The following is a 25,991-nucleotide window of genomic DNA, read 5'->3' on the forward strand; positions in this document are numbered from 1 at the left end:
CCGGAATCGGACTCACGGTTCCGGATGGCGACGATACGGAGGCGCGGTTCCCCTTGTCAAACACCCCTTCCCCTCCCCCTGCCCGCTCCAGCACGCCCACCGGCGGCAAGCTGCGCTCCGACGCCGCCCGCAACCGGCTCAAGGTGCTCGATGCCGCCCGAGCCGCCTTCTCCGAGTCCGGGCGGGACGCCCAGATGGGCGACATCGCCCGCCGGGCCGGGGTCGGTGTCGGCACGGTGTACCGCCACTTCCCGACCAAGGAATCGCTGGCGGAAGCGATCGTGGAGCACCGGTTCCAGCAGACCCTGGACTTCCTCAGGAACGAGGTGCTCCCCGACCCCGACCCCTGGCACGGCCTCGCCCGCTCCCTGGAGTTCTGCGGAACCATGCAGGAGCAGGACCGGGGCTACGCGGAGACGGTCACCGCGATGGTCGGCGGCAGCACGTTCGACGCAGCGGCGATCGCCGAACTCAACGAGCTCACCGACAAGGTGCTCAAACGCGCCCAGGCCGAGGGCTCGGTGCGAGAGGACCTGACCGTCGCGGACGTGTCACCGCTCTACATCGGCCTCTGCCACGTCGTCCAGGCCGGGGTCACCGACTGGCGCCGCTACCTCGGCATCATCCTCGACGGGCTGCGCCCGCGACGGTGTGCGGACTGTTCCGGCGGCTGACACCGTCCATCACCCGCCGCCGGGGGGGCGAATCAGGAGATCCACCGGCAAACCCCCCACCTCCCCGAGCCTCTCGACAAAAACCTCCCCCGAACGTGAACCCGATGGGGAGTCGGCTGCGTGTCTACGTCTGTAGGGCGACTGCAGAGTGGCCTTACGTTCGCTCAGCCACCTGGTAACGAAAGGGAGACCCGAAGATGAAGATCCTGTTCGCCATCCGTGACGCGTCCTTCGCCAAGAAGAGCCTGAAGGCCAGCGCTTGGTACATCTGGTACTAAGCCGGCTGATCGGTACCTCCGGTACCTGAACAGCTGATCCGCCCCCGCCCCTGCCCCCCCTCGCGGCCTCCGCCGGGAGATCGGGCCCGGGGCGGGGGCGGAGACCGCTCCCGGCAAAGTCTCGGAGACATCACATGGCCCTCTCCCCCGCCTCCGCCCGTTCGCGAACCACCGTGCTCTCCCCCCGACTTGAGGCCCTGCTCAAGGACCATCTGGGCAAGGACGCCGTCCGGCTCGAACCCGACACGATCGGGGTCGCCGGGCCCGAGCTCACCGACCGGATCCTCGCCGCCCGGCGCGCCACCGAGATCGAACGGCCCACCTTCAAACCGCTGCACGGACGTTCGATCACCCGCACCGAGGCGTCCTCGGTGACCCGGACGATCGGCAGCGACGTGCGCGAGGCACTGAAGGCCCCACTGCCGCCGAACATCGACCTGTCCGGCCCGTGGCCGCTCACCGGACACCTCTTCCTGCGCGACCTCATCCTCGGCCGGGACCCGCGCCGGCTGCGGATCCTGATGAGCCGCAACCTCGAACTGACGCCCCTGCTCACCTGGTTGGTGATCTCGGCCGGCGCCGCACTGCCCGGCGGGCCCAAGCCCGGCGACGACCTCACCGAACTCGGCAAGCTCACCGCGAAGGCGGCCAACTACCAGGACCGTCGGTACGCGCTGGGCATGTACCGCCGAGCCGCCGCACCGGTCTGCTTCACCATCTCCACCCTGGTCGCGAACGCGCTCTGGCTCGGCGCGCCGTTCGACGACAGCACGCCGAACCGGAACATCATCTTCGAGTCGCTGCGCCTGCTGCCGCCGTCCTGGAACATCCTGCGCCGCGCCTCGCCCGAGTACCCCGCGATCGACCCGCGGATCGGCGCCGGCGACGACGTCCTCGTCCTGCCGCTGCTCTCGCACCGCGACCCGGCGCTGTGGGAGGACCCGCACGAGTTCCGGCCGGAGCGCTGGGACCACCTCGACCCGGACAACACTCCCGGCTACCTGCCGTTCGGGCACACCTCCGAACGCTGCTGGGGCCGGCACATGGTGATGCCGCTCGCCGAACTGCTGCTGGACCAGATCCGTACGGCCGGCCTGGTCGTCGACCCCGAGCAGCGGACCGCCAAGGTGCCACTGCTCGGCCTGCTCGGCGTCAGCGAGGTCCGCGTCCTGAAGCCACGGGATGCACACTGATCACATGCACGATGATCATATACAGACCGACCACAGCGGGGCCGAACACAGCACCGCCGAACCGGAGTTCGCCGACAGCCAGTTCTACGCCGACCCGCACGCCGCGTACCGCCGCTGGCGCACCGAGGGCGGCGCCCGCAAGGTCCGGTTCGGCGGCGCGGCCGGACTCGAAGGCTGGGTCGTCACCGGCCACGCCGAGTGCCGGGCCGCCCTCACCGACCCCCGGCTGAGCAAGAAGGCCGTCACCGAGGCGTTCGCCCGACACGTCGGGAACTCCGAAGGCGGCCCGGGCCGCGACCTGATGTCGCACATGCTCAACTCCGACCCCCCGGAGCACACCCGACTGCGCAAGCTGGTCCAACAGGCCTACACCGCACGGCAGGTGGCGACTCTACGCCCGATGGTCGAGCGCCACGTCGGCGCACTGCTGGACCAGCTGGACGGGCCCGACCCGGTCGAGCTGATCAGCGAGTTCGCGCTGCCGCTGCCACTCGCGGTCGTCTTCGAGCTGTTCGGCGCGCCGCAGGCCGAACGGGAGAACCTCCAGGTCCGGGGCAACGCGGTCGACGCCGGCCCGGACGCGGACGGAGAGACAGGCGACGGAGCGGACGGCGAAGTCTCGGTGGAAACCGCCGAAGGCATGGCGGACTACCTGCGCGCCCTGGTCGACCACAAGCGCACCCACCCGGGCGACGACCTGATATCCGGACTCCTCGCCGCCCAGGCCGACGGCGACCGGCTGACCGAGGCCGAGATCACCTCGATGGCGTTCCTGCTCGCTATCGCCGGCCACCAGACCACCGTCAACCTGATCGCCAACGGCCTCCACGTGCTGCTCGGCCACCCCGAGCAACTCGCGGCGCTGCGCGCGGATCCGGCACTGCTTCCCGGCGCGATCGAGGAAGTCCTGCGCTACGAGAGCCCGTTCAGCATCGCCTCGCTGCGCCGCACCACCGAGCCGGTGACCATCGCGGGCACCACCATCCCGGCCGGCGAGTTCGTCCAGATCGCCCTGCTCGCCGCCAACCGCGACCCGGCCGTCTTCACCGACCCCGACCGCTTCGACATCACCCGCCCGGACGCCACCCGCCACCTCGCGTTCGGCCACGGCATCCACCACTGCCTCGGCGCCCAACTGGGCCGCCTCCAGGCCGAGGTGGCGTTCACCGAACTGCTGCGCCGCTTCCCGGCCCTACGCCTCGCCGACCCGGCCGAGCCCGCACAGTGGCAGGACAACCCGAGGCACCGCGGACTGCTCAGCCTGCGACTACTGCTGCACTGACGCCCGCCGGCCCCCACCCGCCCACAGCCGGTGGGGGCCGCCCATCCGACACACCCCGCCGAGGACCAACTCCACGCACCAGAACGGTCTCCACCGCGGCAAGCGGCAACTCCCCTCTGACAGCCGTGCTCCCACGCGCCGACTTCCAGGACTCACTGCGGCGGCCCTGAAGCTCTACGACCTCCCCCAAGGCCGGCAACACTCACCGTGGCAGCCGGCGACCTGCCCCCCAGCAGCGCCCACCACCTACCTGTCCCACATGAACACCGCCCGGCGGACAACCGCCTCAGCCTCACATCCCACACAACCAGCCGAACAGACCTGGCCCCGCAAGACCATTCAGACGCCGCCACGTCACCAGCGCCAGGCAGCGGCCCCGGACAATCTCAGCCACTGCCCCCGCGTCCAGCCTGTACGACAGCAACAGGCTGCCCCTAACCTCAGACGGCTACCACTGCCAACGGTCCTCAACCTCCACATGCGGGTACGCTTCGAGAACTCAGGCCACGACACCGACAACCACCCCTGGGGCAAGGAGAACACATCGGCCGTTCGACGGGCCCCCTACCAATCGAACTGAACCAATCGGGCCCCTCGAGCGCTAATCACCGCAGGCCAAAAAGCATCGGCCCCGCGCCCGCGGGGATCGCTCCGGCAAGTCAACTCTTTCATCCGGCATTGGCCTATCGGCCCCGCGCCCGCGGGGATCGCTCGTTCACCGGAAGGGCCGCCACGCCGGCCGACACATCGGCCCCGCGCCCGCGGGGATCGCTCCCTCGGCCACATCTTCGCCATCCAGCAGGCCGAATCGGCCCCGCGCCCGCGGGGATTGCTCCTCATCCCGAGAGGCAAGCGTGTCCAACTGGCCGTCGGCCCCGCACACGCGGGGATGGTTCAGGAGACCAGCCCCTCGCACCGGTGACCACCAGAAGCTGATCTCGTCAAGGGTACGAGCAAGGCGGACACGAGCCCGCCAGGGCTGGCCGAAGACGGTGTCCAACCGCCTCCGCCCGGCACGCGAACCCACGCCACTGGCAACACACCACTGTGCTACCCGACACCCGCCGCGACGCCTTCGAGTTCGCCGGCACCGTCTGCCAACGCCCCGCAATCGACACCTGCGCCACCCACCGGAACGGCCTCCAGGACAACGAACAACACCCCAGAACACGGCACCGGGACGACGAGCGGAAAGCTGGCGAGCGAGAGGCTGCCGACGGACCTGCCGCTCGCCACCGCACATCGGCCCTAGCGAGAGCATCCAGACGCCCCGACGTCACCAACGGCAGGACGCGATCCCAAACAACCCCGCCACTACCACGGCACGCAGCATTTGCGACAGCAACTCCGTCGCCCGCGCACCCAGCCACCTCCTGACCTCGGGCGGATACCAACGCCAACCGTCCCCAAGCACCGCCCCGAGCCTCCCCACACGAGTACGCTTCAGGAGCGCGAGACACAGCTGACAACTCTCCCCACGTGCACGAAGAAGCATGAACTCCTCCACAGACCGCCTGCCTAATCGAACTGAATCAACTGACGGCCCCTGACACGAATCACCGCAGGTCAGGAAGTGTCGGCCCCGCACGCGCGGGGATTGCTCCGGAGCACACCCTGAGCACCACGTACACCCTCAGTCGGCCCCGCACGCGCGGGGATTGCTCCACTGGGGCCAGGATGTAGGCGACCTGCCACGGGTCGGCCCCGCACGCGCGGGGATTGCTCCGGCGCAGGCGAAGGCGACGCCCGCGCCCGCTCGTCGGCCCCGCACGCGCGGGGATTGCTCTGATCGTGATCGTGGTGGATGAGGCCGTCAAGAGTCGGCCCCGCACGCGCGGGGATTGCTCCGCTGACGGCTCCCCGGAGACCGCCCGCCAGGCGTCGGCCCCGCACGCGCGGGGATTGCTCCGGCAGAGGCGGCCATAGGGGGCGGAGCAGACCGTCGGCCCCGCACGCGCGGGGATTGCTCCGTCGCCACGATGCTGGAGCACCTGGTCGAGCAGTCGGCCCCGCACGCGCGGGGATTGCTCCGATGTTGCTCCCAGCGGGCGGCACTAGCTGTTCTGTCCCGTGAGGTTGGGGATGCGGCTGGCGGGTGGCTTGCCTGCGAGTGCGGTGTGTCCGCGGTGGTGATTGTAGGTGTGGAGCCAGTCGGGGTAGGCGTCGCGGCGTTCCTGTTCGGTGCGGTAGGGCCTGGCGTAGGCCCACTCGTCGAGCAGGGTTCGGTTGAAGCGTTCGACCTTGCCGTTGGTCTGCGGCCGGTAGGGCCGGGTGCGTTTGTGCGCGATGCCCTCGGCGGCGAGGGCATCACGCCAGGCGTGTGACTTGTAGCAGGAGCCGTTGTCGGTCATCACCCGCTGGACGGTGATTCCGGCCCGGGCGAAGAAGGCGTTCGCCCGGGTCCAGAACGCGGTGGCGGTCTCCTTGCGTTCGTCGGGCAGGATCTCGCTGTAGGCCAGGCGGGAGTGGTCGTCGACGGCGTTGTGCAGGTAGCTGTAGCCCACTGCGGACCGGTTCTTGCGGCCGGCCTGACGGCCCAGGGTCTTGTGGCCGCCGCCGTCGGGGATGTTGCCGAGCTTCTTGATGTCGACGTGGACCAGCTCGCCCGGTGCGGCGCGTTCGTAGCGGCGCACCGGGAGGCTGGTGGCGCGGTCGAGGTGGGAGAGGCGGGCGAGTCGGTAGCGGGTCAGGACCCGGTGGACGGTGGCTGGGTTGAGGCGGAGCAGGTAGGCGATGCGGGCCGGTCCCCAGCGGCGGAGCACGCGGACCTTGATGATCCGCCGCTCGGTGCGGGTCGGGGTGCGGCGCGGGCTGTGGTGGGGGCGGCTGGAACGGTCGCTCATGCCGGCCTCGCCGAGCGTGCGGTAGCGGTCCGCCCAGCGTTTGGCGGTGGTGGGTGAGACCTGGAAGCGTTCCGCGGCCCTGCGTAGCGGCCAGCGGTCCTCGACCACGCAGCGGGCCAGGCGCAGGCGTCCGGTCTCGGTCAGCGGTGCGTTACGGTGTGGCATGAGGGCCTTTCTGGCGCCGGTGCAGATGTCGCAATCCACACCGAGCCAGAAGGCCCTCACTCATTTCAAGATCACCTGGCCGTGAACCCCGTCACCAACCTCCATGGTCAGTACAACTAGCGCGGGTCGGCCCCGCACGCGCGGGGATTGCTCGGCGAGGGCGGTCTCCAGCAGCGGGATGAGCCAGTCGGCCCCGCACGCGCGGGGATTGCTCCAATGTCGTGGAGCTGATCTGGGGCGGCCTGATGTCGGCCCCGCACGCGCGGGGATTGCTCGAGGGGGTGGCCGGACCTTCCCCGGGTCCGGCCGTCGGCCCCGCACGCGCGGGGATTGCTCCCGCGCGCCGATACCCGGCCGGCTCACCCGGCGGTCGGCCCCGCACGCGCGGGGATTGCTCCAGGGCGTCGAAGACCGGTTCGGTGAGGCAGGCATCGGCCCCGCACGCGCGGGGATTGCTCCGGCGTGTGGTCCCACAGCACCCAACGTCGGAGATCGGCCCCGCACGCGCGGGGATTGCTCCCGCACCTGGCTGATCGACCAGCTCCGGCTCGCATCGGCCCCGCACGCGCGGGGATCGCTCCTCCGCCGGCCGGTATCTGGCCTTGCGCTCCTTATCGGCCCCGCGCCCGCGGGGATCGCTCCGCCCCCGCTCAGCTTCGGCCGGGCGGGGGCGCTTCGTCGTTACGGGGTGTCGTGCGTCCACTGCCACACGTCGTCCGCGTCCGGCTCGCACCAGGACCGTCCGTCGGCGTGCCGGCCATGCCGCCGCCGTACGACCGGCATCGGACCATGCAGGTCAGGAACGTGGGGCGCGCCCGTACTCAGCAACCCAGCGCGAGGTGAGCACGATGTCTGCGGTCTCAACTGGGCGCCCGGTGGCCTGGTCGTAGTAGGTCCGTTCAATTGCCATCACCGGGACAGCGGGTGCAACGCCGAGGGTCTGAGCCTCAGGTCGCGTGGCAGCCCTGGCACTCACGCGCTCAACGGGCACGCCCACGTCGATGCCGATGATCGACATACGGTCGGCGACGCCGATACCAGCGTGTGGACCGGCCTCGGGCAGGACAATCAAGCTGCCGCCAGTAATGGCCATCGGTTCCCAGCTCTCTGCGAGCTGCACCGGGTCTCCGTCGGCCAGGTACACGTAGGTCGTGTGCATCACCGGATCGCCGGGCTGGATTTCCAGCCGGGCCGCGATGCGGGCCTCGGCGGCACGGGGCTGAGATTCGTGCCGCCAAGTACCGGCGACACCCTGTCTGGCGAGGGTGGCCTCCGTCGGGCTGCCGTCGCCGCGGGGTACGCGTTGACGGCGCACCAGGACGGTGGGCGGTTCCTGGCTGCGGACGTAGTAGCCGCGGCCGTGGCGGGCGACGACCAGGCCTTCGGATTCGAGTAGCCGGTAGGCGTTCTGGCCGACGCCGTGGGAGTAGCCGAATTCCTCACGCAGTGCAGCGAGAGATGGCAACTGGACTCCGGCTGCGAGCTGGCCGGTGAGGATCCGTTCGCGGATGTGGTCTGCGATGCGGAGGTAGGGGGATTCGGCGTCGCCTGCCATGCATGTCCTCCTACGTTCCGTGCTCGGCTGGTGACAGAGTATGCGGCCAGGCCCTACTGTATGTGTAGACCTAATCCTTACATGTACTGGGGGATCGGTGCAGATCGGCATGTGCACAGGAGCCGTGAAGACTGCGCTCGGTCAGGCCGCCGGCGCCCACGTACGCGTTACGCGCCCCAACGCTGGAGTAGTGCGCCTGAGCGTCCCCGCGCCTGTCGACGAATCAGTCGAACGCTGGGCCGATGTCCTGGCCATCGTGCAGTCCTGCACCTCATGGGGATCCACGGACGCAACTGGCGCGGTGATCGTTTGGGCCGAACTGGAGGAGCCGCAATGATCTCCAGACCGGACGTCCTGTCCGGCATCGTCATCACTCTGGACACAGCCCAGGCCGGGCGCTACGTCAGCGCAGAGTGCCAACTCGACGCCCGCCACGGGTGTCCCGGCGGCCGGCGGGACGAGTGCGGTGCTCGGGTGCTGGCATGCCTCTGCGGCCAGTCGGGGTGCCCCTGCGTTCGCAACCTGACGAGCGGATCTCCCACCGGTGGCCCGAACCAGCCCCTCGCGATCAGGTCGAACCGCCCTGATCAACCCTCCGCCTCCTCGCAGGCCTGACGACGACGCCGGCCCAGGAGGTTGCACCACTCGACACACCGAGAGGAGCACTACCGTGATCATTCCCGAACCCACCCCGGCGCTGGCGCCGCCCCCGACCGCTCCGGACCAGTTCGTGAGCGCGGCGACGTTCGGCTCCGTCATCTCCACCGTGCTCTCCAACAACGAGGGCATGGACGTCGCGATGGCCACCCGGATCACCCGGGAAGCCATCGCGTTCGTGATCGTGGGCGCCCGCCGCCCCCACCTGGCCATGGCGCCGTCCAGGATCGTGGACGAGGGCTGGCACGCATTCCTCGTCCACACCGAGGCGTACGCCGAGTTGTGCGAGCGCGAGGGCCGGTTCCGTGCACCACAGCCCGGGATTCGACCCGGGCAACTTCGACCAGGACATCATGGAGCAGACCCAGGCTGCCATCCGGGAGGCGGGCTTCGAGGTCGACCAGGAACTGTGGCGGCCGCCGACGGACGACAACCTGGTGACCGTAGCGGCGAACTGTCAGCACTCGCCCAGCTGTTCAATCAGGCCGATGAAGAAACCGGAGAAGCCCTGCACCAAGCCCGCTGAATAGCGGACTCGGAACGCGTACGCTGCTGACCCGAGTAGGAGGTATCCGATGGAGTGGATCGATCCGCGGTACGCAGACCTGGTCGCGTGCTACCGACAGCAGGACTTCGAAGCTTTCGGGCCATTGCTCGAACGTCCCGACGGCGAGCCCGTACCCCCGCGGCTCGGGTTCGTCATGGAGCCGCTTCGAGACGAGTAGCAGCAGCTCAAGGCCCTGACCGGCCCGATGGCCGGCCAGGGCTACTCGTCGCGGACCAGACGCCAGAGTGGCACGCCGATTGCCCGCGCGATGGCACCGAGTTGGTCGAGCGTCGCAGGTGCGAGGCCGTTCTCGATCCGCCCGATCGCGCGCCGGTCAAGTCCGGCGCGCTCCCCAAGTCGCTCCTGCGTGAGGTCCGCCTGTCGCCTGAGCGAGAGGATCCAGGCCCATGAACTCCTTCACACGCCGCCTGCCCAATCGAACTGAATCTACTGACGGCCCCTGATACGAATCACCGCAGGTCAGGAAGTGTCGGCCCCGCACGCGCGGGGATTGCTCCCTGCAGATGCAGCGTGCGTCGGCGACCGCACTGGTCGGCCCCGCACGCGCGGGGATTGCTCCGGGTGCGCAGACCGAGTACGGCGCCACCACCTGTCGGCCCCGCACGCGCGGGGATTGCTCCCTCTCCCGGCACGAGCACGAGGTGTTCATCACGTCGGCCCCGCACGCGCGGGGATTGCTCCAAGTCCCCCCAAACCCCTGCCCTTTTGGGCCAGTCGGCCCCGCACGCGCGGGGATTGCTCCAGGCTGGTGATCGTCTCGCCCTCCTCGTCGTGGTCGGCCCCGCGCTCGCGGGGACTGCTCCGCGGGGCACATTGCCATCGCCGAACTCACGCTGTTGGCCCCACACTTGTGGGGACTGATCCGTGGCAGATTCCCAACACGCTCGGCGGACTTACCCCACAGCGCACCCAGCCAGCCCCTGACCTCGGGCAGATACCGATGCCAGCGGTCCTCAATCATCGTCTCAATCTCCACGCGCGGGTACGCTTCGGGGAGTCAGGCCACGACACTGACAATCAGCCCTGGGGCAAGGAAAGATGGCAACAACGCATCGGCTGTTCGACGGGACTTCTGCCGATCGAACTGAATCAATCAAGCCCCTCAGCCACTAATCACCGCAGGTCAGGAAGTATCGGCCCCGCGCTCGCGGGGATCGCTCCGGTCCTCGCGTGGCTGGAGGACGGTGTTGAGGATCGGCCCCGCGCTCGCGGGGATCGCTCGGTGACGTCGGAGTTGACCAGCGCCCGCGCGTTATCGGCCCCGCGCTCGCGGGGATCGCTCCGGCGGCTCCATCCCCACAGACCACGTGGCCCAATCGGCCCCGCGCTCGCGGGGATCGCTCCGGCCGGCAGCTGATCAGGGACCTGGGCATCAGATCGGCCCCGCGCTCGCGGGGATCGCTCCCCGGGCGTACCGGGGTCGACGCCGAGGAGGAGATCGGCCCCGCGCTCGCGGGGATCGCTCCAGTTAGGTGTTGTCGCTACTGAGTCACCCGGAATCGGCCCCGCGCTCGCGGGGATCGCTCCTCGATCAGCTCGACGCCGCCGGACACCCCGCCATCGGCCCCGCGCTCGCGGAGATGGTTCGTGCGAGCAAGGCGGACACGAGCCCGCCAGGGCTGGTCGAAGACGTGTCCAACCGCCTTCGACCGGCACTCGAACCCGCGCCACTGGCAACACACCACGGTGCTACCCGAAGCCCGCCGCGACGCCTTCGAGTTCGCCGGCACCGTCTGCCAACGCCCCGCAATCGACACCTGCACCACCCACCGGAACGGCCTCCAGGACAGCGGACAACACCCCTGAACCCGGCACCGGGACGACGAGCGGCAAGCTTGCGAGCAGGAGCCTGGCGGTCCTGCGCTCGGCATCCGCGCCTCGGCTCGCGCGAGAGCATCCAGACGCCCCGACGTCGCCAGCGGCAGGAAGCGATCCCAAACAACCTCAGCCACCACCACGGCACACAGCATTTGCGACAGCAACACGTCACCCCCGTCCACCCAGCCACCTCCTGCCCTCGGGCTGATACCAACGTCAACCGTCCCCAAGCACCGCCCCGAACCTTCCCGCACGAGTACGCTTCGGGAGCGCAAGACACAGCTGACAGCTCCCCCACCCGCAAGAAGAAGCATCAACTCCTTCACAGACCGCCTGCCTAATCGAACTGAATCAACTGACGGCCCCTGACACGAATCACCGCAGGTCAGGAAGTATCGGCCCCGCACGCGCGGGGATTGCTCCGCTACCCCCGTCCCGCCGATCACCCCCGAGGAATCGGCCCCGCACGCGCGGGGATTGCTCCGGCGGGGTGGAGGACCTCATGCGGGTCTGGGTATCGGCCCCGCACGCGCGGGGATTGCTCCATCAGCGGCCGCTACGGCATCGGGCGTGAGAGATCGGCCCCGCACGCGCGGGGATTGCTCCGCCGCCCCCGGGCAGCGGCGCGCGACCCGGGCATCGGCCCCGCACGCGCGGGGATTGCTCCTCGGCGGGGCGGGGCGAGGGGATTCGGGAAGCGTCGGCCCCGCACGCGCGGGGATTGCTCCGCGAAGTCCACGGACCAGGTACGGAACACCCTGTCGGCCCCGCACGCGCGGGGATTGCTCCCATGGCCGTAGGCTCGACGAGCATCTCGCCCTATCGGCCCCGCACACGGGGGGATTGCTCCCGCTACCACGACGAGATCGGCAACCTCGAGTGGTCGGGCCCCGCGCCTGCGGGGATTGCTCCTCCTCGGGCATAGGGGCGGGCATGTAGCCATAGTTGGCCCCGCGCTCACAGGGATGGCGGCGTTCTCCATCTGCGTCGGCTCGTCGGCCCCGCGCTCGCGGGGATTGCTCCGGGATCTTGACGCCGCCGCTCTGCGCGACGTCATCGGCCCCGGACACGCGGGGATTGCTCTACCCTGTGGGCGCATACCTTCGCGGCTGCCGCGCCGGCCCCACGCTCGCGGGGATTGCTCCTGCTGCTCGCCGGGCACTTCCCCGCAGCGTTCGTCGGCCCCGCGCTCGCTGGGATTGCTCCTCGAGGAAACCGGCCAGGACTTCCGTGCCGGCGTCGGCCCCGCGATCCCGAGGGGATTTAAGAAGCCCCTGTCGTGCCGATCCGATTGGGGTGTTCGGCGTGACAACGCCGGATGCCGCTGCGCCCCACCCCGGAGACTCGGGGTGGGGCGCAGCGGCGTGTTCAGCGCATCAGATCATCTGCGGTGGCGGGCAGTCGTATGGACCGGCCGTTCGTCACCATTTGCTGGAGGAGGGCGAACCCCTCCTGCTGCGAGACGATGAATCCGACGCAGGCGACCGCCATCACGTCTTTGGTGCGCATCGTCGGGATCCCTCTGTGTCGCGCGAGGTCCAGCGACGCCTTGTCGTCGCTGATCCACGTAGCCTCTTTGAACTCCACCCGGGTGTTGATGACGTGCAGGGTCTCGGACTCCCCGAGATGCTTGAGCGGATCCGACGGGCTGCCGAAGAACACGCCCTGTCGAATCCGCTCCACGGTCTCGGGGTCGTCGACTTCGATCGGATCCCCCAGCCAGCGGGAGACGTCGGGTGGGTCCAGGGCCGGCAGATATCGAGATGATCGCTTGGCTTCGTACGCCACTGCTTCCGTCCATCGACCCCGGCCGCTCAGTACGTTTTCCAGGATGTCGAGCCTGGAGACGGACGCGAAGTTGCACAGGACCGTGTTGTCGGGAAAGCAGCTGATCATGGGCTGAACGCGAGCTCCGTTCCGGGATCGGACGGTGCCGCCTGCTGCTGCTCGGGCTCGGGCTGGGCGGGCTCCAGGAGGTCCAGGAGCACGTCCGGGTCGAGGTCCAGGAGGGCTGCCAGCGGCCGGACTGTCGTATCACCCGAAGCATAAGCCTTGATTGCCAGCTCTGTTAGTCGTCGAGGATGCCAACCCCGTTGGCTGCGATCGGTGTTGACCATGTGCTGCTCCAAGGCCCCCGCGGCGCCGGCAATCCTGGCGCCGTCGGCTGTCAACATCGCGCCCCACTGCCGACGCTGATCGGCAGTCAGGACTCCCAGCACCTTCAGCCGGGTTGCCATCGCGCTCGGCGACACGCGGTACTTCCAGGCCAGCTCCGCCACCAGGTCACCGCCGGCCGTTCGGTCCCGGGCGTCGGCCAGAACGGTGGTGCGCGGCATCAGGAACTCCGCGGCGAACGCGTTCGCCTGCACTTCCATCGCGGTGGTCGACCGGCCCGGTTGCACCTTCTCGACGACCGCCTCGTCATGTGCGTCGCCGGCGAGGATGTGGCCGAGTTCGTGGGCAAGGGTGAACCGCTGGCGTGTCCACACATTGGTTTTGGCAACGAGAATGAGGTCGAAGCTTTCGGTCGACCAGGACAGACCGTCCAGCTTGTCGGGAAGATCGACGCCCGCGATCTCCACGCCGAAGGCCTGCTCGAAGCTTGAAGCGAGGTTCTGGGTCGAGAGGGTCCAGGGGTCGGTTCCCACTGCTTCCAGGGCGGCCTGGGCGAGCTGCGTGCCGTCGATTCCCTCTGGGCGGGTGTGGGCACGCCTCGGCAGGTCGCTCCCGATCCGCGCCAAGGCGTCGATCACCTGCTCGTACCGGCCCAGGAGTCTGCGCACTTCGTCGGTGGTGTGCTCACAGGCGCCCGTCTTCCGCGCGGCGGCGCCGAGCGCCGAGCGCGGCTCGACGCCGCGCAGCAACCAGTCAACGGTTCTGCCGCCGAAATCGGCGATCAGCGCTAGTTCGAGGGAGGTGAAGCGGCGTTTCCCGCCAAGCGACTTCGACAGCTTGTCTGGGGAGATTCCAATGCGCTCCGCCATGACGGCCTGGGTCTCACCCGTTGAGCCGATGACCTGACGCACGCGTTCAATCAGTCCGGCATCCATGCTGTGACCGTACAGTCGCGTTGCGATTCTCGCAATCGACATGACCAGGTTGTGACCTGGGGTTCACCCGCCTGAGTGAGTGCGCGGCGCGCACTGACAGCGAAGCCACGACAGGTACTCTGACCTGCGGAAATGCAATCGCGGCCACACGGTGATCGGGTGCCGCCGGGCGCAGTGGCGAGCCAGGTCGGCAATGGCCGCTGCAATCATTGGTACAGACCACGCCACACGTCATCGCTTCGGGAACGGGCCGGCTTGTCGAGCCGATGGCCGCGTCCGGCCAAGGCCTCCCCGCATAGGCCAGGACACGACTGTGCCCCACTGGGCAGGGCCAGTGGGGCACAGCCACGCAAGCGGTCAGGAGAGGCTGGTGATCTGCAGAACTGTGACGCGGCGCGCCTCCTCGTTCGGCAGCAGTCGTCCCCACGCCCACGGGAATCGCTCTCCGCTAGCATCAGTGCCAAGCCAGTGGCACGGGTCGGCCCCACCCTCGCGGGGATTGCTCCACCTTCGGCACCATCAAGGCGAACACCGCAGTGTCGGCCCCGCACACGCGGGGGTTGTTCCCCGAACAAGGCCAAGGGGACGGCTTGGGAGAGCTCGGCCCCGCGCTCGCGGGGATGGTTCAGGAGACCAGCCCATCGCACCGGTGACCACCGGGAGCTGGTCTCGTCGAGGGGAAGAGGCATGAACTCCTTCACACGCCGCCTGCCTAATCGAACTAAATCAACTGACGGCCCCTGACGCGAATCACCGCAGGTCAGCAAGTGTCGGCCCCGCGCTCGCGGGGATTGCTCCGGCGTCTACAACAAGCCGACCGACAACACCACGTCGGCCCCGCGCTCGCGGGGATTGCTCCGGACCGTCGCCAAGGCCGCGGCCGGGGTGCCCGTCGGCCCCGCGCTCGCGGGGATTGCTCCGTCAGGTACCGCTCGTCCGGGAGCACGGCAGCGTCGGCCCCGCGCTCGCGGGGATTGCTCCGTGATCCGCACCCCCTTCCAGGAACGCCTAATGTCGGCCCCGCGCTCGCGGGGATTGCTCCGTGATCCGCACCCCCTTCCAGGAACGCCTAATGTCGGCCCCGCGCTCGCGGGGATTGCTCCTACGTGGGCGACGTGTCCTGCAACCCGGCCGAGTCGGCCCCGCGCTCGCGGGGATTGCTCGTGCTCGGAGATCTGCACCACGTCAGTTCCCACGTCGGCCCCGCGCTCGCGGGGATCGCTCCGATCCGCCGCCGACCCCCGAGAAGTGACCCCCATCGTCCCCGCGCTCGCGGGGATCGCTCCGTGGGCGTCCGCGGGCTCAGCGCCTTCGGGGTATCGGCCCCGCGCTCGCGGGGATTACTCCCGCCGCTCGATGTCCTGCTCCGCCTTGTACGGGTTGGCCCCCGCACATGCGGGGATTGCTCCAGCACCGGCTCGCCAGGGAACAGCACGGCCCAGTCGGCCCCGCGCTCGCGGGGGTTGCTCTCGGTTCAGGGCACCAAGGGCATCGCGCTGGAGATCGGCCCCGCGCTTGCAGGGATTGCTCCTCGGCGTGCTTCGAGGCTCCCGGAGACGGGAGTTGGCCCCGCGCTTGCGGGGATTGTTCCGGGGGGGGGAGGCCCAGGCGAAGAATCAGGCCTTTTCGGCTTCGCGCCTCCGGGCGGGGTTGCCGGCATCAGGAGGAAGTAGGTTGGCTCGCTGCCTGGGCGACGACTCCCGGCCTCCCGGTAGTTGAGGGGGATGCCATCGTCGGTGGGGGCCAGGGCTTTGTGGGGCTGCTCCTTCGTCCCGTGTGCCACGTTCGTGTGGTTCTTGGTTGACGGGAACGCCCGGTTGGCCTTGGGGCATGCCGTCGAGTCCCGCCGATCCTGGTGCTCGGTCAGTCATGGGCCCGGATCCGGACCCGTGGCGTGATCTCTGGGGAGACATCCGGGTCTTCGGAAACCGTCATGGTGTCCACACGGGCTCAATCGAATGCGTGCTTCTTTCTCCTTCGGGGAGGTGTCGACCTCCAGGTCGGGGCACGACACCCCCGTTGCCAGCGTGGTCAACTGGGTTATAGGCGAGACGATTTGGGCCCAGCGAAAGGTGGTCCCGTTGTGCGGCGTGCCGCGCAACGGGACCACCGGCCGGCGGCAGTCGGGCTGCCGGCGGGAATCCGGCTTCCGGACCCCGTGGCTCCGGAGGTGGGATTCGAGGGGGCCGTCGGGCCGGCCGTGAGGGGAGATCACGGCCGGGCCGAGGGGGCGGGGGGATCAGTGCGGGAGGTTCCACTTCTGGTTGTCGGCGCCGTTGCAGTCCCAGATGCCGAGCTGGTTGCCGTTGTTGGTGGCGAAGCCCAAGTCGTCCAGGCAGCGGCCGGACTGCGGGTTGAGCAGCGAGCCGTCGGACTGGGCCTTCCACTGCTGGGCGCCGCTGCCGTTGCAGTCGTAGAGCTGGACCATGGTGTGGTTGGCGGTGTTGCCGCCCTCCACGTCCATGCACTTGCCGAGGGCGCGCATCGTCCCGTCCACGCCGACGGTCCACTTCTGGGCGTTCGTGCCGTTGCAGTCGTAGATCTGGACCGCGGTGCCGTTCTTGTTCTCGCCGCCCCGGACGTCGACGCACTTGCTGGCGTAGCCGCTGATCTGGCCCTGCGGCCCGGCGACCGGCGGCGGCACCGTACCGAGGAAGACGACCTGCGGGAACGTGACGGTGTCACCGAAGTTGCACATGGCGGTGCTCACCCCGCTGCCGACGACGGCCGCACCGATCGCCATGCGCATGTACGGGCCGGTGTTGTTGACGTAGTACTGGCACTGCGCCTGCACGCGCCAGATCTGCAGGGGGCTGATGCCCGAACAGGTTCCGATGACCTGGCCACCGCCGGCGGCCAGGGCGTTACACCCGCCGGCCAGCGTGGCGCTCGAACTCGCCTGCTCCGCCTGGGCGGTGACGGGCGCGGACTGGCGCGCGGCGGCGGACGCCGCCTGGGCGGCGGCGGGGACGGTGAGTGCCGCGGCGGAGGCCAGCAGCGTGGTCATCATGACAACAGCGGTACGGCGCATGAGGGTTGGGCCCTTTCCGTGATGACAGGGTGATGGCACTGCTCAGATGTTGCGCAGGTTTGGTCATGAGCATTGCAGTGCCGCCTGGGGCCGTCAACGGATGTGGGCCGACGAGATATCGCCATTCACCTCAGCTCATCCGCGACCTGCTCGTTCCCGCCGGGTGGGAGCTGGACGGGAGGCGCGAAGGGGCCAGACGGGAGGCGCGAAGGGGTCGGACGAAAGTCGAACTGACGCAATCTCAGCCCAGCGCGCGGTCGAGGTTGAAGGCCGCGCTGATCAGCGAGAGGTGGGTGAAGGCCTGCGGGAAGTTGCCGAGTTGCTCGCCGGTCGGGCCGATCTCCTCGGCGAACAGCCCGAGGTGGTTGGCGTAGGTGAGCATCTTCTCGAAGGCGAGCCGGGCCTCCTCCAGGCGGCCGGCGCGGGCCAGTGCCTCCACGTACCAGAAGGAGCAGATCGAGAAGGTGCCCTCCGAGCCGCTCAGGCCGTCCGGGCTGGTGGCCGGGTTGTAGCGGTAGACCAGGGAGTCGGAGACCAGGCCCTTGGTGAGCGCGTCCAGGGTGGAGAGCCACTTGGGGTCGGTGGGCGAGATGAACTTGGCCATCGGCATCATCAGCAGCGAGGCGTCCAGCTCGCCGTCGTCCAGGGACTGGACGAACGCGCCCAGTTCGCTCGACCAGCCGCGCCGCATGATCTGGTGGTAGATCGCGTCCCGGGTCTGCCGCCAGCGGGGCAGGTCGGCCGGCAGGCCGCGGCGGTTCGCCATCCGGATCGCGCGTTCCAGCGCCACCCAGCACATCAGCCGCGAGTACACGTAGTTCCTGCGGCCCCCGCGGGTCTCCCAGATGCCCTCGTCGGGCTGGTCCCAGTTCTCGCAGAGCCAGTCCGCCACCATGCCGACGTCCTCCCAGCCGTCGCTGCTGATCGGCTGCCCCCACTTGTCGTACAGGTAGATGGAGTCGATCATGGCTCCGTAGATGTCCAGTTGGAGCTGGCCGGTGGCGGCGTTGCCGACCCGCACGGGTGCGGAGCCCTGGTGGCCCTCCAGGTGCGGCAGCGCGTACTCGGGCAGCTCGGTGCGTCCGTCGATGCCGTACATGATCTGCAGCGGGCCGTTCGCGGCGGTGTCGCGCATGCGCTCGAAGAGGAAGCCCATGAACGCCTCGGCCTCCGAGGTGAACCCGAGGCGCAGCATGGCGTAGACGCAGAAGGCGGCGTCGCGGACCCACATGTACCGGTAGTCCCAGTTGCGCTCGCCGCCGACCTGTTCGGGCAGGCTGGTGGTGGGTGCGGCGACGATCGCGCCTGTCGGCGCGTAGGTGAGCAGTTTGAGCAGCAGGGCGGAGCGGTGGACCATCTCCCGCCACCGCCCCTGGTAGCGCGACCCGGCCAGCCAGTGGCGCCAGAACCGGACGGTCGCCTCGAACTGTTCCTCGGCCTCGGCGCGCGGACACGACCGGGCCGGGACGTCGTCGCCGATCTGGTCGAGGGCGAACACGACGGCGTCGCCCTCCAGGAGCTTGAAGTGCGACCACACGTCCAGGCCGTCGGTCTCCAGCGGCGCGGTGGCGGTCAGCGCGAGCGTGAGCGACGGGGAGCGGAACACCGCGACGTGGCCTTCGAGGGACACGGTGTGCGCCTCGGCGCCGTAGCCGAAGCGGGGGGCGATCCGCGCCCGGAAGGGGAGGATTCCCCGGACGCAGATGACCCGGCGGATCAGCCGGTGCCGGGCGACCTCGGGCGACTCGTCGGCCACGGGCATGAAGTCCTGGATCTCCGCCACGCCGTCCGCGGCGAAGAAGCGCGTGATCAGCACGTTCGTGTCGGGGAAGTAGAACTGCCGGGTGCGGGTCGGGACGTCCGCGGCCAGCTCGAACGAGCCGCCCCGCTCCGCGTCGAGGATGGCCCCGAACACGCTGGGCGCGTCGAAGCGCGGACAGCAGTACCAGTCGATGGTGCCGTTCGTGCCGACCAGGGCGGTCGTCCGGAGGTCGCCGATCAGGCCGTGCTCGGAGATCGGCAGGTACCGTCCGCTGTCCGTCTGCTCGAACCCCGTCGTGTCGAACGCCATGCCGACCTCCTCGCCGCTGTGGCGCGGGCTTGGAGACGAAGCCTTCCTAGCCATGGTAGATCGCCGTCGGCGTGGGGGCCGGGCCGAGCACCGGCCGGGGCTCGCGGGCCCCGGCCAGTGCGGGCCTCCGCCGGTGCGGGCCCCTACCAGCGCGGGCCCCGGCCGGTGCGGCTTCCGCCGCGGGCGCGGCCCCTCCCGTCCCGGCCGGACGCGAGGGGCCACGCCCCGTGGTCAGCGGGTGACGCTCCAGACCAGGCTACGGGTGAGCGCCGGGGTCAGGGCCGGGTCGATGACGGACGAGGTGGGGTCGTTCGCGACGGCCTTGAGCCCGTGGGCGGCGGGCTTGGGGCCGGTGGGGCCGAGGTCCGAGACGGCGATCGTCTTGTGGTCGCGCAGGGCCGTCACCTCCTTGCCGTCGAGGTACCACCGCAGCTTGGTGCCGGAGACCGGGAGGTCGACGGTGAGGCGGTCGGTCGCGGTCAGCCGGGTGGTGACGGGCGTGGCGCTGGAGAGGGTGGAGGCGTGCCGGTAGAAGCCGGCGATCATCGCCTCGCGGCCCGGGAGGTTGAACTCCCGCCCGAGGGAGCGCATCACCGAGTTGTCGGTCGGCCGGTTGAGGCCGGTCGGGTAGTTGCTGCCGCCCTGGTAGGCGCCGACGGTGCCGCCGTCGGGAGAGGTCTTGCCGAGCCAGCGGTACCACTTGGTCTTGTCCTGGCGCATCCGGTCGGCGCTCAGGGTGGTGATGTTGGGCTGCGTGGGTTCCGCGCCCTTGTAGGGCCCCGCCCCGTCGGCCCAGTACTCGTCCGCGAGCTTGCCCAGTGAGTGGCCGGTCTCGTGCACCGCTATCTGCCCGGACGCGCTGTTGCCGCCCGCCACGGTGGCGATGCCCTCGTACCCGAGCGGCGACTGGGTGCTGCCGTAGCCGGCGCCGCCGTACTTGGCGGTGTTGGCGACGACGATCACGAGGTCGGCCTGCGGGGCCTTGGCGGCGTAGGCGTCGACGGCCTTGGTGTCCACGCACAGCAGCCGCTCGATGGAGTTGCACCAGAAGTGCGAGCCGAGGGCGGTCTTGCGGACGGTGTCCTGCTTCGGGTCCCCGGAGACGCCCGACTGTGCGGAGACGGCGCCCACGGCCCACACGTTGAACAGCTTGCGGTAGGTGGCGTAGGGCTCGACGGCGCTGATGTCCTTCCACTTCGCCGCGGCGTCCTTGCGGAACTTGTCCTGCTCCGAGGCCGTGTAGCCGTCGCCGATCATGACGACGTCCAGCTTGCTGTCCGTGCTCCCGTTGTTGACGACCTTCGTGACGGTGCCGTCCCCGGCGGCAGCCGCGGCAGCGGCCCCGGCGGCGTCCACGCTCATGGACTGCTCGGCGACGAAGGGGGACGCCGAAGGGACCTTGGTCCGGCTGATGGCGCCGTCCTCGGCGAAGACCTCGACGTCCTGGCCGCCCGGGAAAGCCTCCGGGAAGGCGTCCGGGGAGGCGTCCGGGGAGGCGGTGACGGCCGCCGGGTCGGACGGGTCGGCGACCGCCGGGCCGACGCCGACGGCGAGGGCCGCCAGCGTCGTGACGCCGGCCAGGAGGACCGAGGTGAACCTGCTGTTGCGCAAAGGAGTTTCTCCGAACTCGACGGGCAGCGAGGGCCAGTGGCGAGCTTTCCCGCACGGGACGTGCATGCCGTACCGCACCGTCCCGTGCCGCGACACCGCCACCCACCACCAACGCGGCCGTACGAGGCCGGAGCTGACGTGGTGACACCGCCCGCTCGCCACCTCACCGGTGGATACGGCCGGCTGCCCACGAACGGTTCACACCTGCCGCCACCGCACCGACGCCCCCCACCCACACCACCGGCACACACCAGACCGGCGCAACCGGGTCCAGGCGGCGAAGTCGGCGGGAGCAGTTCCCGTGCGGCAGGGGACTATCCGCGCGCGGCACGGGACTTGAGCACACTCCCGGCCCGGGCTGTCGCGAGCACGGCCGGCGACAGCCGAGTGGCCAGGTTCCTGGCCAGGATGCCGCCGCGGCCGGCCGGGACGAGCAGCGCGAAGGCCGCGCGTACGGACTGCCGGGCCTGGTCCACCAACCCCCGGTGCGCGGCCTCGTAACGGGCCAGGGCCGCGCGGTGGTCGGCGGGATCGGCGGCCAGGGCGTCGGCCAGGGCGTAGGCGCCCGCCATGGCCAGGCTGGAGCCGCCGCCGAAGAGCGACACGCAGGACGCGGCGTCGCCGAGCAGCGTGACCCGGCCCCGCGACCACCGCGGCAGCCGGACCTGGCTCACCGCGTCGAAGTACAGCTCCTCGCTCTCGCGCACCTGCGCCAGCACCTCGGGCGCGCGCCAGCCCATCCCGGCGAACGCGGCGGTCAGCAGTCGCCGGTGCTGCTCGGTGTCGCGGTGGTCGAAGTCCGGCACGGCGGCGGACCGGACCATGAACGCGGCCAGCGGCCTGCCGCATCCGGGATGCACGCAGAGGGCGTGGCCCGGCGTGTTGTGGATCGCCACTTCCCGCAGGTCGCCCGCCGCCCCGGCCAACGGCATGGTGGCCACGTACATCCCCAGGTGGCGGACGAACCCGGACTCCGGGCCGAAGGCCAGCCGGCGGACGGCGGAGTGCAGGCCGTCGGCGCCGACCACCAGGGCGAAGCGGCGGGGGCGGCCGCACTCGAAGGTGACGTCGACACCCGCCTCGTCCTGGCTCAGGCCCGCGATCGAGTCGCCGAACACGAACTCGGCGTCGTCCCGGCCGGCTTCGTGGACGATCGCGGCGAGATCGCCGCGCGGCAGCTCGACCGTGTCGGCCCGGTCCGCGCCCGACAGGCCGCGCAGGTCGATCCTGCCCACCCGGCGGCCCGCGGCGTTGTAGAAGCCCACACCGGTGACCTGGGTGGCGGCCGCCCGGAGGCGGTCCCTGATCCCCATCCGCTCGGCGACCTCCATCGCGCGCCCGGCGACATCGACCGGGCTGCCGCTGGAGCGCACGGCCGCGGCCCGCTCGACCACGGTCGGCTGGAAGCCGTGGCGGGCCAGCCAGTAGGCGAGCGTCGGTCCGGCGATGCCGGCCCCGGAGATCAGCACGGTGCGATCGGCCGTCTTGGTCGAGGCGTTCATGGACGCTCCTTCTGTCATCGCCTGATCGTCGCCGCTTGATCGTCGCCGCTTGATCGTCATCGTCTGATCGTTGCTACCTGATCGCGGTCAGGACGACTCGCGGCAGCCTTCGCCGGTCAGCGGTCGCGTCGGCGCTCCCGGACTGACCATCGGTCAGTAATTCGACGCTACGCCCTGACCGCCGGTCAGGCAAGGGGCGGCGACTAGGCTCCCCATATGACTGCTGCCGAGAACCCCGACACCCGGGCACGGATCCTTGCGGTGGCCCTGGAGGAGTTCGCCGCGCACGGCTACCACGCCACCTCGGTACGCGGGATCGCCGAACGGGTGGACGTGACGAAGGCCGCGGTGCTGTACCACTTCCCCAGCAAGGCGGACATCCTCGGCGCGCTGATCGAACCGATGCTGGACGACCTGGACGCCGCGCTGGCGCCCACCGGGCCGCCGGATCCGGCCGCAGCCCGCTGGGCGGCGATCGAGGGGCTGCTCGACGTCTGGCTGCGCCACCGCGACCTGCTGCGGATGAGCCTGTACGACGCGGCGCCGGGTCTCACCGGCCCGGGCTTCACACGGTTCCGCAACGGGATGATGCGCGCGAACGTCCTGGTGGCAGGGCCCCACCCGGACTTCGTCGCCCGGGTGCGCGCCGCCCAGACGATCGCCATGCTCTCCGACCCGGTGATCCTGCTCGCCGACGCCCCGCCCGAGGACCTGCGCGCCTGCATCCTGGCCGGGGCGCACCGGCTGCTGGACGGCCCCGAACCCCCCGCCGCGGCCGGCCCCGGGCGCGTCGGCGGTGAACGGCGCGGCCGGCCGAGCGCGATGAGCCCGGCGATGGTCGACACCGCCCGGCGCCTGCACGCGGCCGGCCGCACCGCCGAACAGATCGCGGCAGAGCTCGGAGTATCCCGGGCGACGGTCTACCGCCACCTGCCGACGTAGCCGGAGGCACGAGAGCGGCCGTCAGGCAGAGCGGCTAATAATGAGACTTCATTGAGACATCGAAGGTCATCTCGGCGGTGATGCCGCTTGGACAGGCGCAGGAAGTCTCCGCCCCGCCGGTGCTCCGAGCCTCGCGGTGCGTCACGCTCCGCTGGCCTCCTCGATGCCCGATCTCGCGGCGGAGTCCTGCTGTTGACGGGGCAGAGCGGCTGCGCCGACCGGGGAAGCGGCGTCGGGAACACGGATGAGACGCCGTACGAGCGGGTTCACGGGCAGGGTCGCGGCGAAGGCGGTGACGAGGAGAACGGTGAACAGCCGGTCGCCGATGATGCCCAGGTCACGGCCCAGGGTCAGGATGAGGACCTCGCTGAGGCCCTTGGTGTTGAGCAGGACGGCCACCGTCGTGGCCTCGCCGCGCGGCACGCCGATCAGCCGGGCGCCCAGTCTGGCGCCGGCGAACTTGCCGCCCCAGGTGGCGGCCAGGAACACCGCCACCGCCACCAGGCTTCCGAAGCCCAGCCCGCCGATGTCCACGGACAACCCGGTGAGCGCGAAGAAGACCGGCACCAGCAGCGCCCCCGCGTGGCGCAGCGGCACCTCGATGGCGTGCCGCAGTTCCTCGGCGGCGTCGCGCGGCATGGCCAGCCCGAAGGCGAAGGCGCCGATCACGGCGTGCATGCCGAGCCACGAGGTGGTCCACGCGGACAGCAGGATCCCGGTGCCGAGGGTCAGCAGGACGAGCAGGGGATGCCCGTCGACGCGGGCCGGCCGGCGCAGCAGGCGGCGCAGCAGCGGGCGGACCACGAACGCCATCGCCCCCGCGTAGCTCGCGAGTTCGGCGAAGGCGAGGAGGACGCGGTCCGAGCCGCCGCTCCGGGCCACGGAGGCGACGCAGGCGACGCCGCACCACGCGGTGATCTCGGTGAGCGCCCCGCAGGCCGTGGCCATGGCCCCGATGCGGGTCGACTGCAGCTGGTTCTCCCCCACGATGCGCGCGAGCACCGACAGCGCGCTGGCGGACAGCGCGATGCCCAGGAACACGGCCAGCAGCACGGGGGACGTCTCCGTACCGATGAGGCGGGGCCACCTGGCCGCGAGGACGACGGCCAGGGCGACCGCGAGGGCGAAGGGCACCGCGACGGAGGCCGCGGTGACCGCCACCACGGTGCGGACCCGCCCGTTCAGCTGCTTCAGGTCGAGTTCCCAGCCGGCGGCGAACATGAAGAGCGCGATGCCCAGTTGGGCGATCACCGACAGGTGCTCGCGGACGTGGGGCGGGAACAGGACGTGCGGGAGATCGCCCGGCAGCAGCCCGAGGACGCTGGGCCCCAGGATCACCCCGACCGCGATCTCGCCGACCACCACCGGTTGGCGCAGGCGGGTGCGCAGCGGCGAGAGGACGAGCCCGATCAGCAGGATGGTCGCAATGTCGGCGAGCGCGGTCGAGGAGGAGCCTTCCATGGTCGTGCGCCTTCCTGGGAACGGGGACGTGCGCGGCCCGGTGACGCGGCCCCTGCATTATCGGGAAGGGCCCGTTCGTCGACGTAGCGTTCCTCGCGTGTCGCAGGCGCGTGGCTCCTCCCCCACGCCCCGACCCGGCCTTTCACGCCCGTACGAGGCGGACCGGCGGACAGGGGCGCGCGAAGGGCGCGCGGCGTGACTCTGTGCAAGCAAAAGATCGCGTTCCGATACTGATGATCGGAACGCGGAGGTACCGTGACGCCCAAATACACGTGTTGAGCACGTGGTGCACAGCAGGGGGCAGTGATGGCACGACGGAAGATCAAGCGGGGACCGACCGCAAGCTCCGCGATCAAGTGCGGCGAATCGCCAAGGCGCCGGAAGGGTTCAGAGATGATGCAGAACGAGCTCGACGCGGCCAGCTGGCGCAAGAGCAGCTACAGCGGCACGAACGGCGGCGACTGCATCGAGGTGGCCCACGGGTACCCAGGCCGCGTGCCCGTACGTGATTCCAAGGACCCCGGCGGTCCGGTCCTTTCCTTCCCCGCCGCCGCATGGCGCGCCTTCGTCGCGGCCGTTCACGAGGGCGAGTTCCCCGTATGAAGCTGCTCTGGCACAAGAGCAGCTACAGCGGGGGCAACGGCGGCAACTGCGTCGAGGTCGCCTCCGGCCTCCCCGACCTCGTCCCCGTGCGTGACTCCAAGGATCCCGGCGGTCCGGTCCTCGCCTTCCCGGCCCCCGCATGGCAAGCCTTCGTCGCGGCCCTCCAGAATGGGGAGTTCCCGGCATGAAGTTGGTCTGGCGCAAGAGCAGTTACAGCGGTCCGGACGGTGGCGACTGCGTCGAGGTCGCCTCTGGCCTCCCCGGCCGCGTCCCCGTGCGTGACTCCAAGGACCCCGACGGTCCGGTCCTCGTCTTCCCCGCCCCCGCATGGGGCGCCTTCGTCGCGGCTGTTCGCGAGGGCGAGTTCCCGGTTTAGCGCGCCCGGCCGGGCCGGTTACTCGTGGGGGCGGGCCAGTAGGGCTGCCGAGTTCGGGTCGCCGACGAAGGTCGCGGCCACTCCCTTGACCACGGCCAGCGCGGCCGGCAGTGCCGCCACGGCCGCCGCCTTGAACGCGCCGATCGATGTCAGGTCGAATCCGTCTGCCAGCAGCAGGCCGAGGAATGCCACGGCGTAGGTGGCGACGGTGCGTTCGGCCAGATCGGTGATGAACTTCCGCATGGTCGGGACTCCTTCGCGGTGAAGGTACAGAGGTGCACGGGGGGCGCTCGGAATTGCCGTCCCTGGTG

Annotated in this window: 20 protein-coding genes and 6 CRISPR repeat arrays; of the genes, 9 read left to right on the plus strand and 11 right to left on the minus strand. The window is 70.2% G+C overall.

Translation table 11 applies throughout. The features are described from left to right. Nucleotides 1-53: 53 nt before the first annotated feature. The 4 genes from OG556_RS03900 to OG556_RS03915 all read left to right on the plus strand — a co-directional run bounded on the left by OG556_RS03900 (nt 54) and on the right by OG556_RS03915 (nt 3,427). Complete coding sequence (locus tag OG556_RS03900) at nt 54-674, plus strand: TetR/AcrR family transcriptional regulator (RefSeq protein WP_371515863.1); 621 nt, start codon at nt 54-56, stop codon at nt 672-674. A gap of 197 nt (nt 675-871) precedes the next feature. Then, nucleotides 872-952 carry a tryptorubin family RiPP precursor gene (locus OG556_RS03905; RefSeq protein ID WP_224285092.1) on the plus strand — a complete coding sequence of 27 codons (81 nt, stop codon included), beginning with the start codon at nt 872-874 and terminating at the stop codon, nt 950-952. Nucleotides 953-1,086: 134 nt separating this feature from the next. Then, complete coding sequence (locus tag OG556_RS03910; protein ID WP_371515864.1) at nt 1,087-2,145, plus strand: cytochrome P450; 1,059 nt, start codon at nt 1,087-1,089, stop codon at nt 2,143-2,145. Nucleotides 2,146-2,149: 4 nt separating this feature from the next. Beyond that, nucleotides 2,150-3,427: a cytochrome P450 gene (locus tag OG556_RS03915; protein ID WP_371515865.1), complete on the plus strand. Its 1,278-nt coding sequence runs from the start codon at nt 2,150-2,152 to the stop codon at nt 3,425-3,427. A 624-nt stretch (nt 3,428-4,051) separates the two neighbouring features. Then, a CRISPR array of direct repeats spans nt 4,052-4,318; the repeat unit is 23 nt; unit sequence ATCGGCCCCGCGCCCGCGGGGAT. Nucleotides 4,319-5,002: 684 nt separating this feature from the next. Then, a CRISPR array of direct repeats spans nt 5,003-5,459; the repeat unit is 29 nt; unit sequence GTCGGCCCCGCACGCGCGGGGATTGCTCC. A gap of 22 nt (nt 5,460-5,481) precedes the next feature. Here the strand turns inward: OG556_RS03915 and OG556_RS03920 are convergent. Both OG556_RS03920 and OG556_RS03925 read right to left on the minus strand, forming a co-directional pair. Further along, a complete protein-coding gene (locus OG556_RS03920; RefSeq protein WP_371515866.1) occupies nt 5,482-6,435 on the minus strand; it encodes an IS481 family transposase in 954 nt (317 codons plus the stop codon). A gap of 126 nt (nt 6,436-6,561) precedes the next feature. Then, nucleotides 6,562-7,077: direct repeats of the CRISPR family, unit length 27 nt; unit sequence TCGGCCCCGCACGCGCGGGGATTGCTC. A gap of 154 nt (nt 7,078-7,231) precedes the next feature. After that, nucleotides 7,232-7,990, minus strand: a complete 759-nt coding sequence (locus OG556_RS03925) for a GntR family transcriptional regulator (RefSeq protein ID WP_371515867.1) — start codon at nt 7,988-7,990, stop codon at nt 7,232-7,234. Between the two features lie 670 nt (nt 7,991-8,660). Between OG556_RS03925 and OG556_RS03930 the strand changes: the two genes are divergently transcribed. Continuing rightward, nucleotides 8,661-9,173, plus strand: a complete 513-nt coding sequence (locus OG556_RS03930) for a hypothetical protein (protein WP_371515868.1) — start codon at nt 8,661-8,663, stop codon at nt 9,171-9,173. 240 nt (nt 9,174-9,413) lie between these two features. On the opposite strand, the gene OG556_RS03935 is transcribed toward OG556_RS03930, so the two are convergent. The 7 genes from OG556_RS03935 to OG556_RS03965 all read right to left on the minus strand — a co-directional run bounded on the left by OG556_RS03935 (nt 9,414) and on the right by OG556_RS03965 (nt 22,298). Beyond that, nucleotides 9,414-9,593: a helix-turn-helix domain-containing protein gene (locus OG556_RS03935; protein WP_371522560.1), complete on the minus strand. Its 180-nt coding sequence runs from the start codon at nt 9,591-9,593 to the stop codon at nt 9,414-9,416. Between the two features lie 90 nt (nt 9,594-9,683). Beyond that, nucleotides 9,684-10,079: a CRISPR direct-repeat array (repeat unit 29 nt; unit sequence GTCGGCCCCGCACGCGCGGGGATTGCTCC). A gap of 268 nt (nt 10,080-10,347) precedes the next feature. Next, nucleotides 10,348-10,803: direct repeats of the CRISPR family, unit length 28 nt; unit sequence ATCGGCCCCGCGCTCGCGGGGATCGCTC. A 625-nt stretch (nt 10,804-11,428) separates the two neighbouring features. Continuing rightward, nucleotides 11,429-11,945: direct repeats of the CRISPR family, unit length 28 nt; unit sequence TCGGCCCCGCACGCGCGGGGATTGCTCC. A 456-nt stretch (nt 11,946-12,401) separates the two neighbouring features. Continuing rightward, nucleotides 12,402-12,929 (minus strand): hypothetical protein, encoded by a 528-nt coding sequence (locus OG556_RS03940; RefSeq protein ID WP_371515869.1) that lies wholly within the window; start codon nt 12,927-12,929, stop codon nt 12,402-12,404. Beyond that, nucleotides 12,926-14,083, minus strand: coding sequence for a helix-turn-helix domain-containing protein (locus OG556_RS03945; RefSeq protein WP_371515870.1), 1,158 nt, complete (start codon nt 14,081-14,083; stop codon nt 12,926-12,928). Before OG556_RS03945 ends, OG556_RS03940 begins: the two co-directional genes overlap by 4 nt. Before the next feature lie 2,239 nt (nt 14,084-16,322). Next, nucleotides 16,323-17,093: a ricin-type beta-trefoil lectin domain protein gene (locus OG556_RS03950; RefSeq protein WP_371515871.1), complete on the minus strand. Its 771-nt coding sequence runs from the start codon at nt 17,091-17,093 to the stop codon at nt 16,323-16,325. Between the two features lie 262 nt (nt 17,094-17,355). Continuing rightward, nucleotides 17,356-19,185 (minus strand): glycoside hydrolase family 15 protein, encoded by a 1,830-nt coding sequence (locus tag OG556_RS03955; RefSeq protein ID WP_371515872.1) that lies wholly within the window; start codon nt 19,183-19,185, stop codon nt 17,356-17,358. 231 nt (nt 19,186-19,416) lie between these two features. Then, on the minus strand, nt 19,417-20,796 hold the full coding sequence (locus tag OG556_RS03960; RefSeq protein ID WP_371515873.1) for a M64 family metallopeptidase: 1,380 nt from the start codon (nt 20,794-20,796) through the stop codon (nt 19,417-19,419). A 314-nt stretch (nt 20,797-21,110) separates the two neighbouring features. Next, entirely contained in the window at nt 21,111-22,298 is a 1,188-nt protein-coding gene (locus tag OG556_RS03965; RefSeq protein WP_371515874.1) for an FAD-dependent monooxygenase, read from the minus strand. A gap of 216 nt (nt 22,299-22,514) precedes the next feature. Between OG556_RS03965 and OG556_RS03970 the strand changes: the two genes are divergently transcribed. Beyond that, nucleotides 22,515-23,240: a TetR family transcriptional regulator gene (locus tag OG556_RS03970; protein WP_371515875.1), complete on the plus strand. Its 726-nt coding sequence runs from the start codon at nt 22,515-22,517 to the stop codon at nt 23,238-23,240. 141 nt (nt 23,241-23,381) lie between these two features. On the opposite strand, the gene OG556_RS03975 is transcribed toward OG556_RS03970, so the two are convergent. After that, complete coding sequence (locus OG556_RS03975; RefSeq protein WP_371515876.1) at nt 23,382-24,701, minus strand: cation:proton antiporter; 1,320 nt, start codon at nt 24,699-24,701, stop codon at nt 23,382-23,384. A 393-nt stretch (nt 24,702-25,094) separates the two neighbouring features. Between OG556_RS03975 and OG556_RS03980 the strand changes: the two genes are divergently transcribed. The 3 genes from OG556_RS03980 to OG556_RS03990 are packed head-to-tail and all read left to right on the plus strand — an operon-like array spanning nt 25,095 to nt 25,680. Continuing rightward, nucleotides 25,095-25,304, plus strand: a complete 210-nt coding sequence (locus OG556_RS03980; protein WP_371515877.1) for a DUF397 domain-containing protein — start codon at nt 25,095-25,097, stop codon at nt 25,302-25,304. Next, on the plus strand, nt 25,301-25,492 hold the full coding sequence (locus tag OG556_RS03985) for a DUF397 domain-containing protein (RefSeq protein WP_371515878.1): 192 nt from the start codon (nt 25,301-25,303) through the stop codon (nt 25,490-25,492). The genes OG556_RS03980 and OG556_RS03985 overlap by 4 nt, the downstream gene beginning before the upstream one ends. Further along, entirely contained in the window at nt 25,489-25,680 is a 192-nt protein-coding gene (locus tag OG556_RS03990) for a DUF397 domain-containing protein (protein ID WP_371515879.1), read from the plus strand. The genes OG556_RS03985 and OG556_RS03990 overlap by 4 nt, the downstream gene beginning before the upstream one ends. A gap of 18 nt (nt 25,681-25,698) precedes the next feature. On the opposite strand, the gene OG556_RS03995 is transcribed toward OG556_RS03990, so the two are convergent. After that, nucleotides 25,699-25,923: a holin gene (locus OG556_RS03995; RefSeq protein ID WP_371515880.1), complete on the minus strand. Its 225-nt coding sequence runs from the start codon at nt 25,921-25,923 to the stop codon at nt 25,699-25,701. Between the last annotated feature and the right edge of the window lie 68 nt (nt 25,924-25,991).

It is taken from the genome of Kitasatospora sp. NBC_01300 (assembly GCF_041435235.1).
Classification (GTDB): Bacteria; Actinomycetota; Actinomycetes; order Streptomycetales; family Streptomycetaceae; genus Kitasatospora.

Bases quoted from the DNA above. Each gene is read 5' to 3' on its own strand.
- OG556_RS03905 (WP_224285092.1), top strand. From the start codon at position 872: ATGAAGATCCTGTTCGCCATCCGTGACGCGTCCTTCGCCAAGAAGAGC.
- OG556_RS03910 (WP_371515864.1), top strand. From the start codon at position 1,087: ATGGCCCTCTCCCCCGCCTCCGCCCGTTCGCGAACCACCGTGCTCTCC.
- OG556_RS03915 (WP_371515865.1), top strand. From the start codon at position 2,150: ATGCACGATGATCATATACAGACCGACCACAGCGGGGCCGAACACAGC.
- OG556_RS03920 (WP_371515866.1), bottom strand. From the start codon at position 6,435: ATGCCACACCGTAACGCACCGCTGACCGAGACCGGACGCCTGCGCCTG.
- OG556_RS03925 (WP_371515867.1), bottom strand. From the start codon at position 7,990: ATGGCAGGCGACGCCGAATCCCCCTACCTCCGCATCGCAGACCACATC.
- OG556_RS03940 (WP_371515869.1), bottom strand. From the start codon at position 12,929: ATGATCAGCTGCTTTCCCGACAACACGGTCCTGTGCAACTTCGCGTCC.
- OG556_RS03945 (WP_371515870.1), bottom strand. From the start codon at position 14,083: ATGGATGCCGGACTGATTGAACGCGTGCGTCAGGTCATCGGCTCAACG.
- OG556_RS03950 (WP_371515871.1), bottom strand. From the start codon at position 17,093: ATGATGACCACGCTGCTGGCCTCCGCCGCGGCACTCACCGTCCCCGCC.
- OG556_RS03955 (WP_371515872.1), bottom strand. From the start codon at position 19,185: ATGGCGTTCGACACGACGGGGTTCGAGCAGACGGACAGCGGACGGTAC.
- OG556_RS03965 (WP_371515874.1), bottom strand. From the start codon at position 22,298: ATGAACGCCTCGACCAAGACGGCCGATCGCACCGTGCTGATCTCCGGG.
- OG556_RS03970 (WP_371515875.1), top strand. From the start codon at position 22,515: ATGACTGCTGCCGAGAACCCCGACACCCGGGCACGGATCCTTGCGGTG.
- OG556_RS03975 (WP_371515876.1), bottom strand. From the start codon at position 24,701: ATGGAAGGCTCCTCCTCGACCGCGCTCGCCGACATTGCGACCATCCTG.
- OG556_RS03980 (WP_371515877.1), top strand. From the start codon at position 25,095: ATGATGCAGAACGAGCTCGACGCGGCCAGCTGGCGCAAGAGCAGCTAC.
- OG556_RS03985 (WP_371515878.1), top strand. From the start codon at position 25,301: ATGAAGCTGCTCTGGCACAAGAGCAGCTACAGCGGGGGCAACGGCGGC.
- OG556_RS03990 (WP_371515879.1), top strand. From the start codon at position 25,489: ATGAAGTTGGTCTGGCGCAAGAGCAGTTACAGCGGTCCGGACGGTGGC.
- OG556_RS03995 (WP_371515880.1), bottom strand. From the start codon at position 25,923: ATGCGGAAGTTCATCACCGATCTGGCCGAACGCACCGTCGCCACCTAC.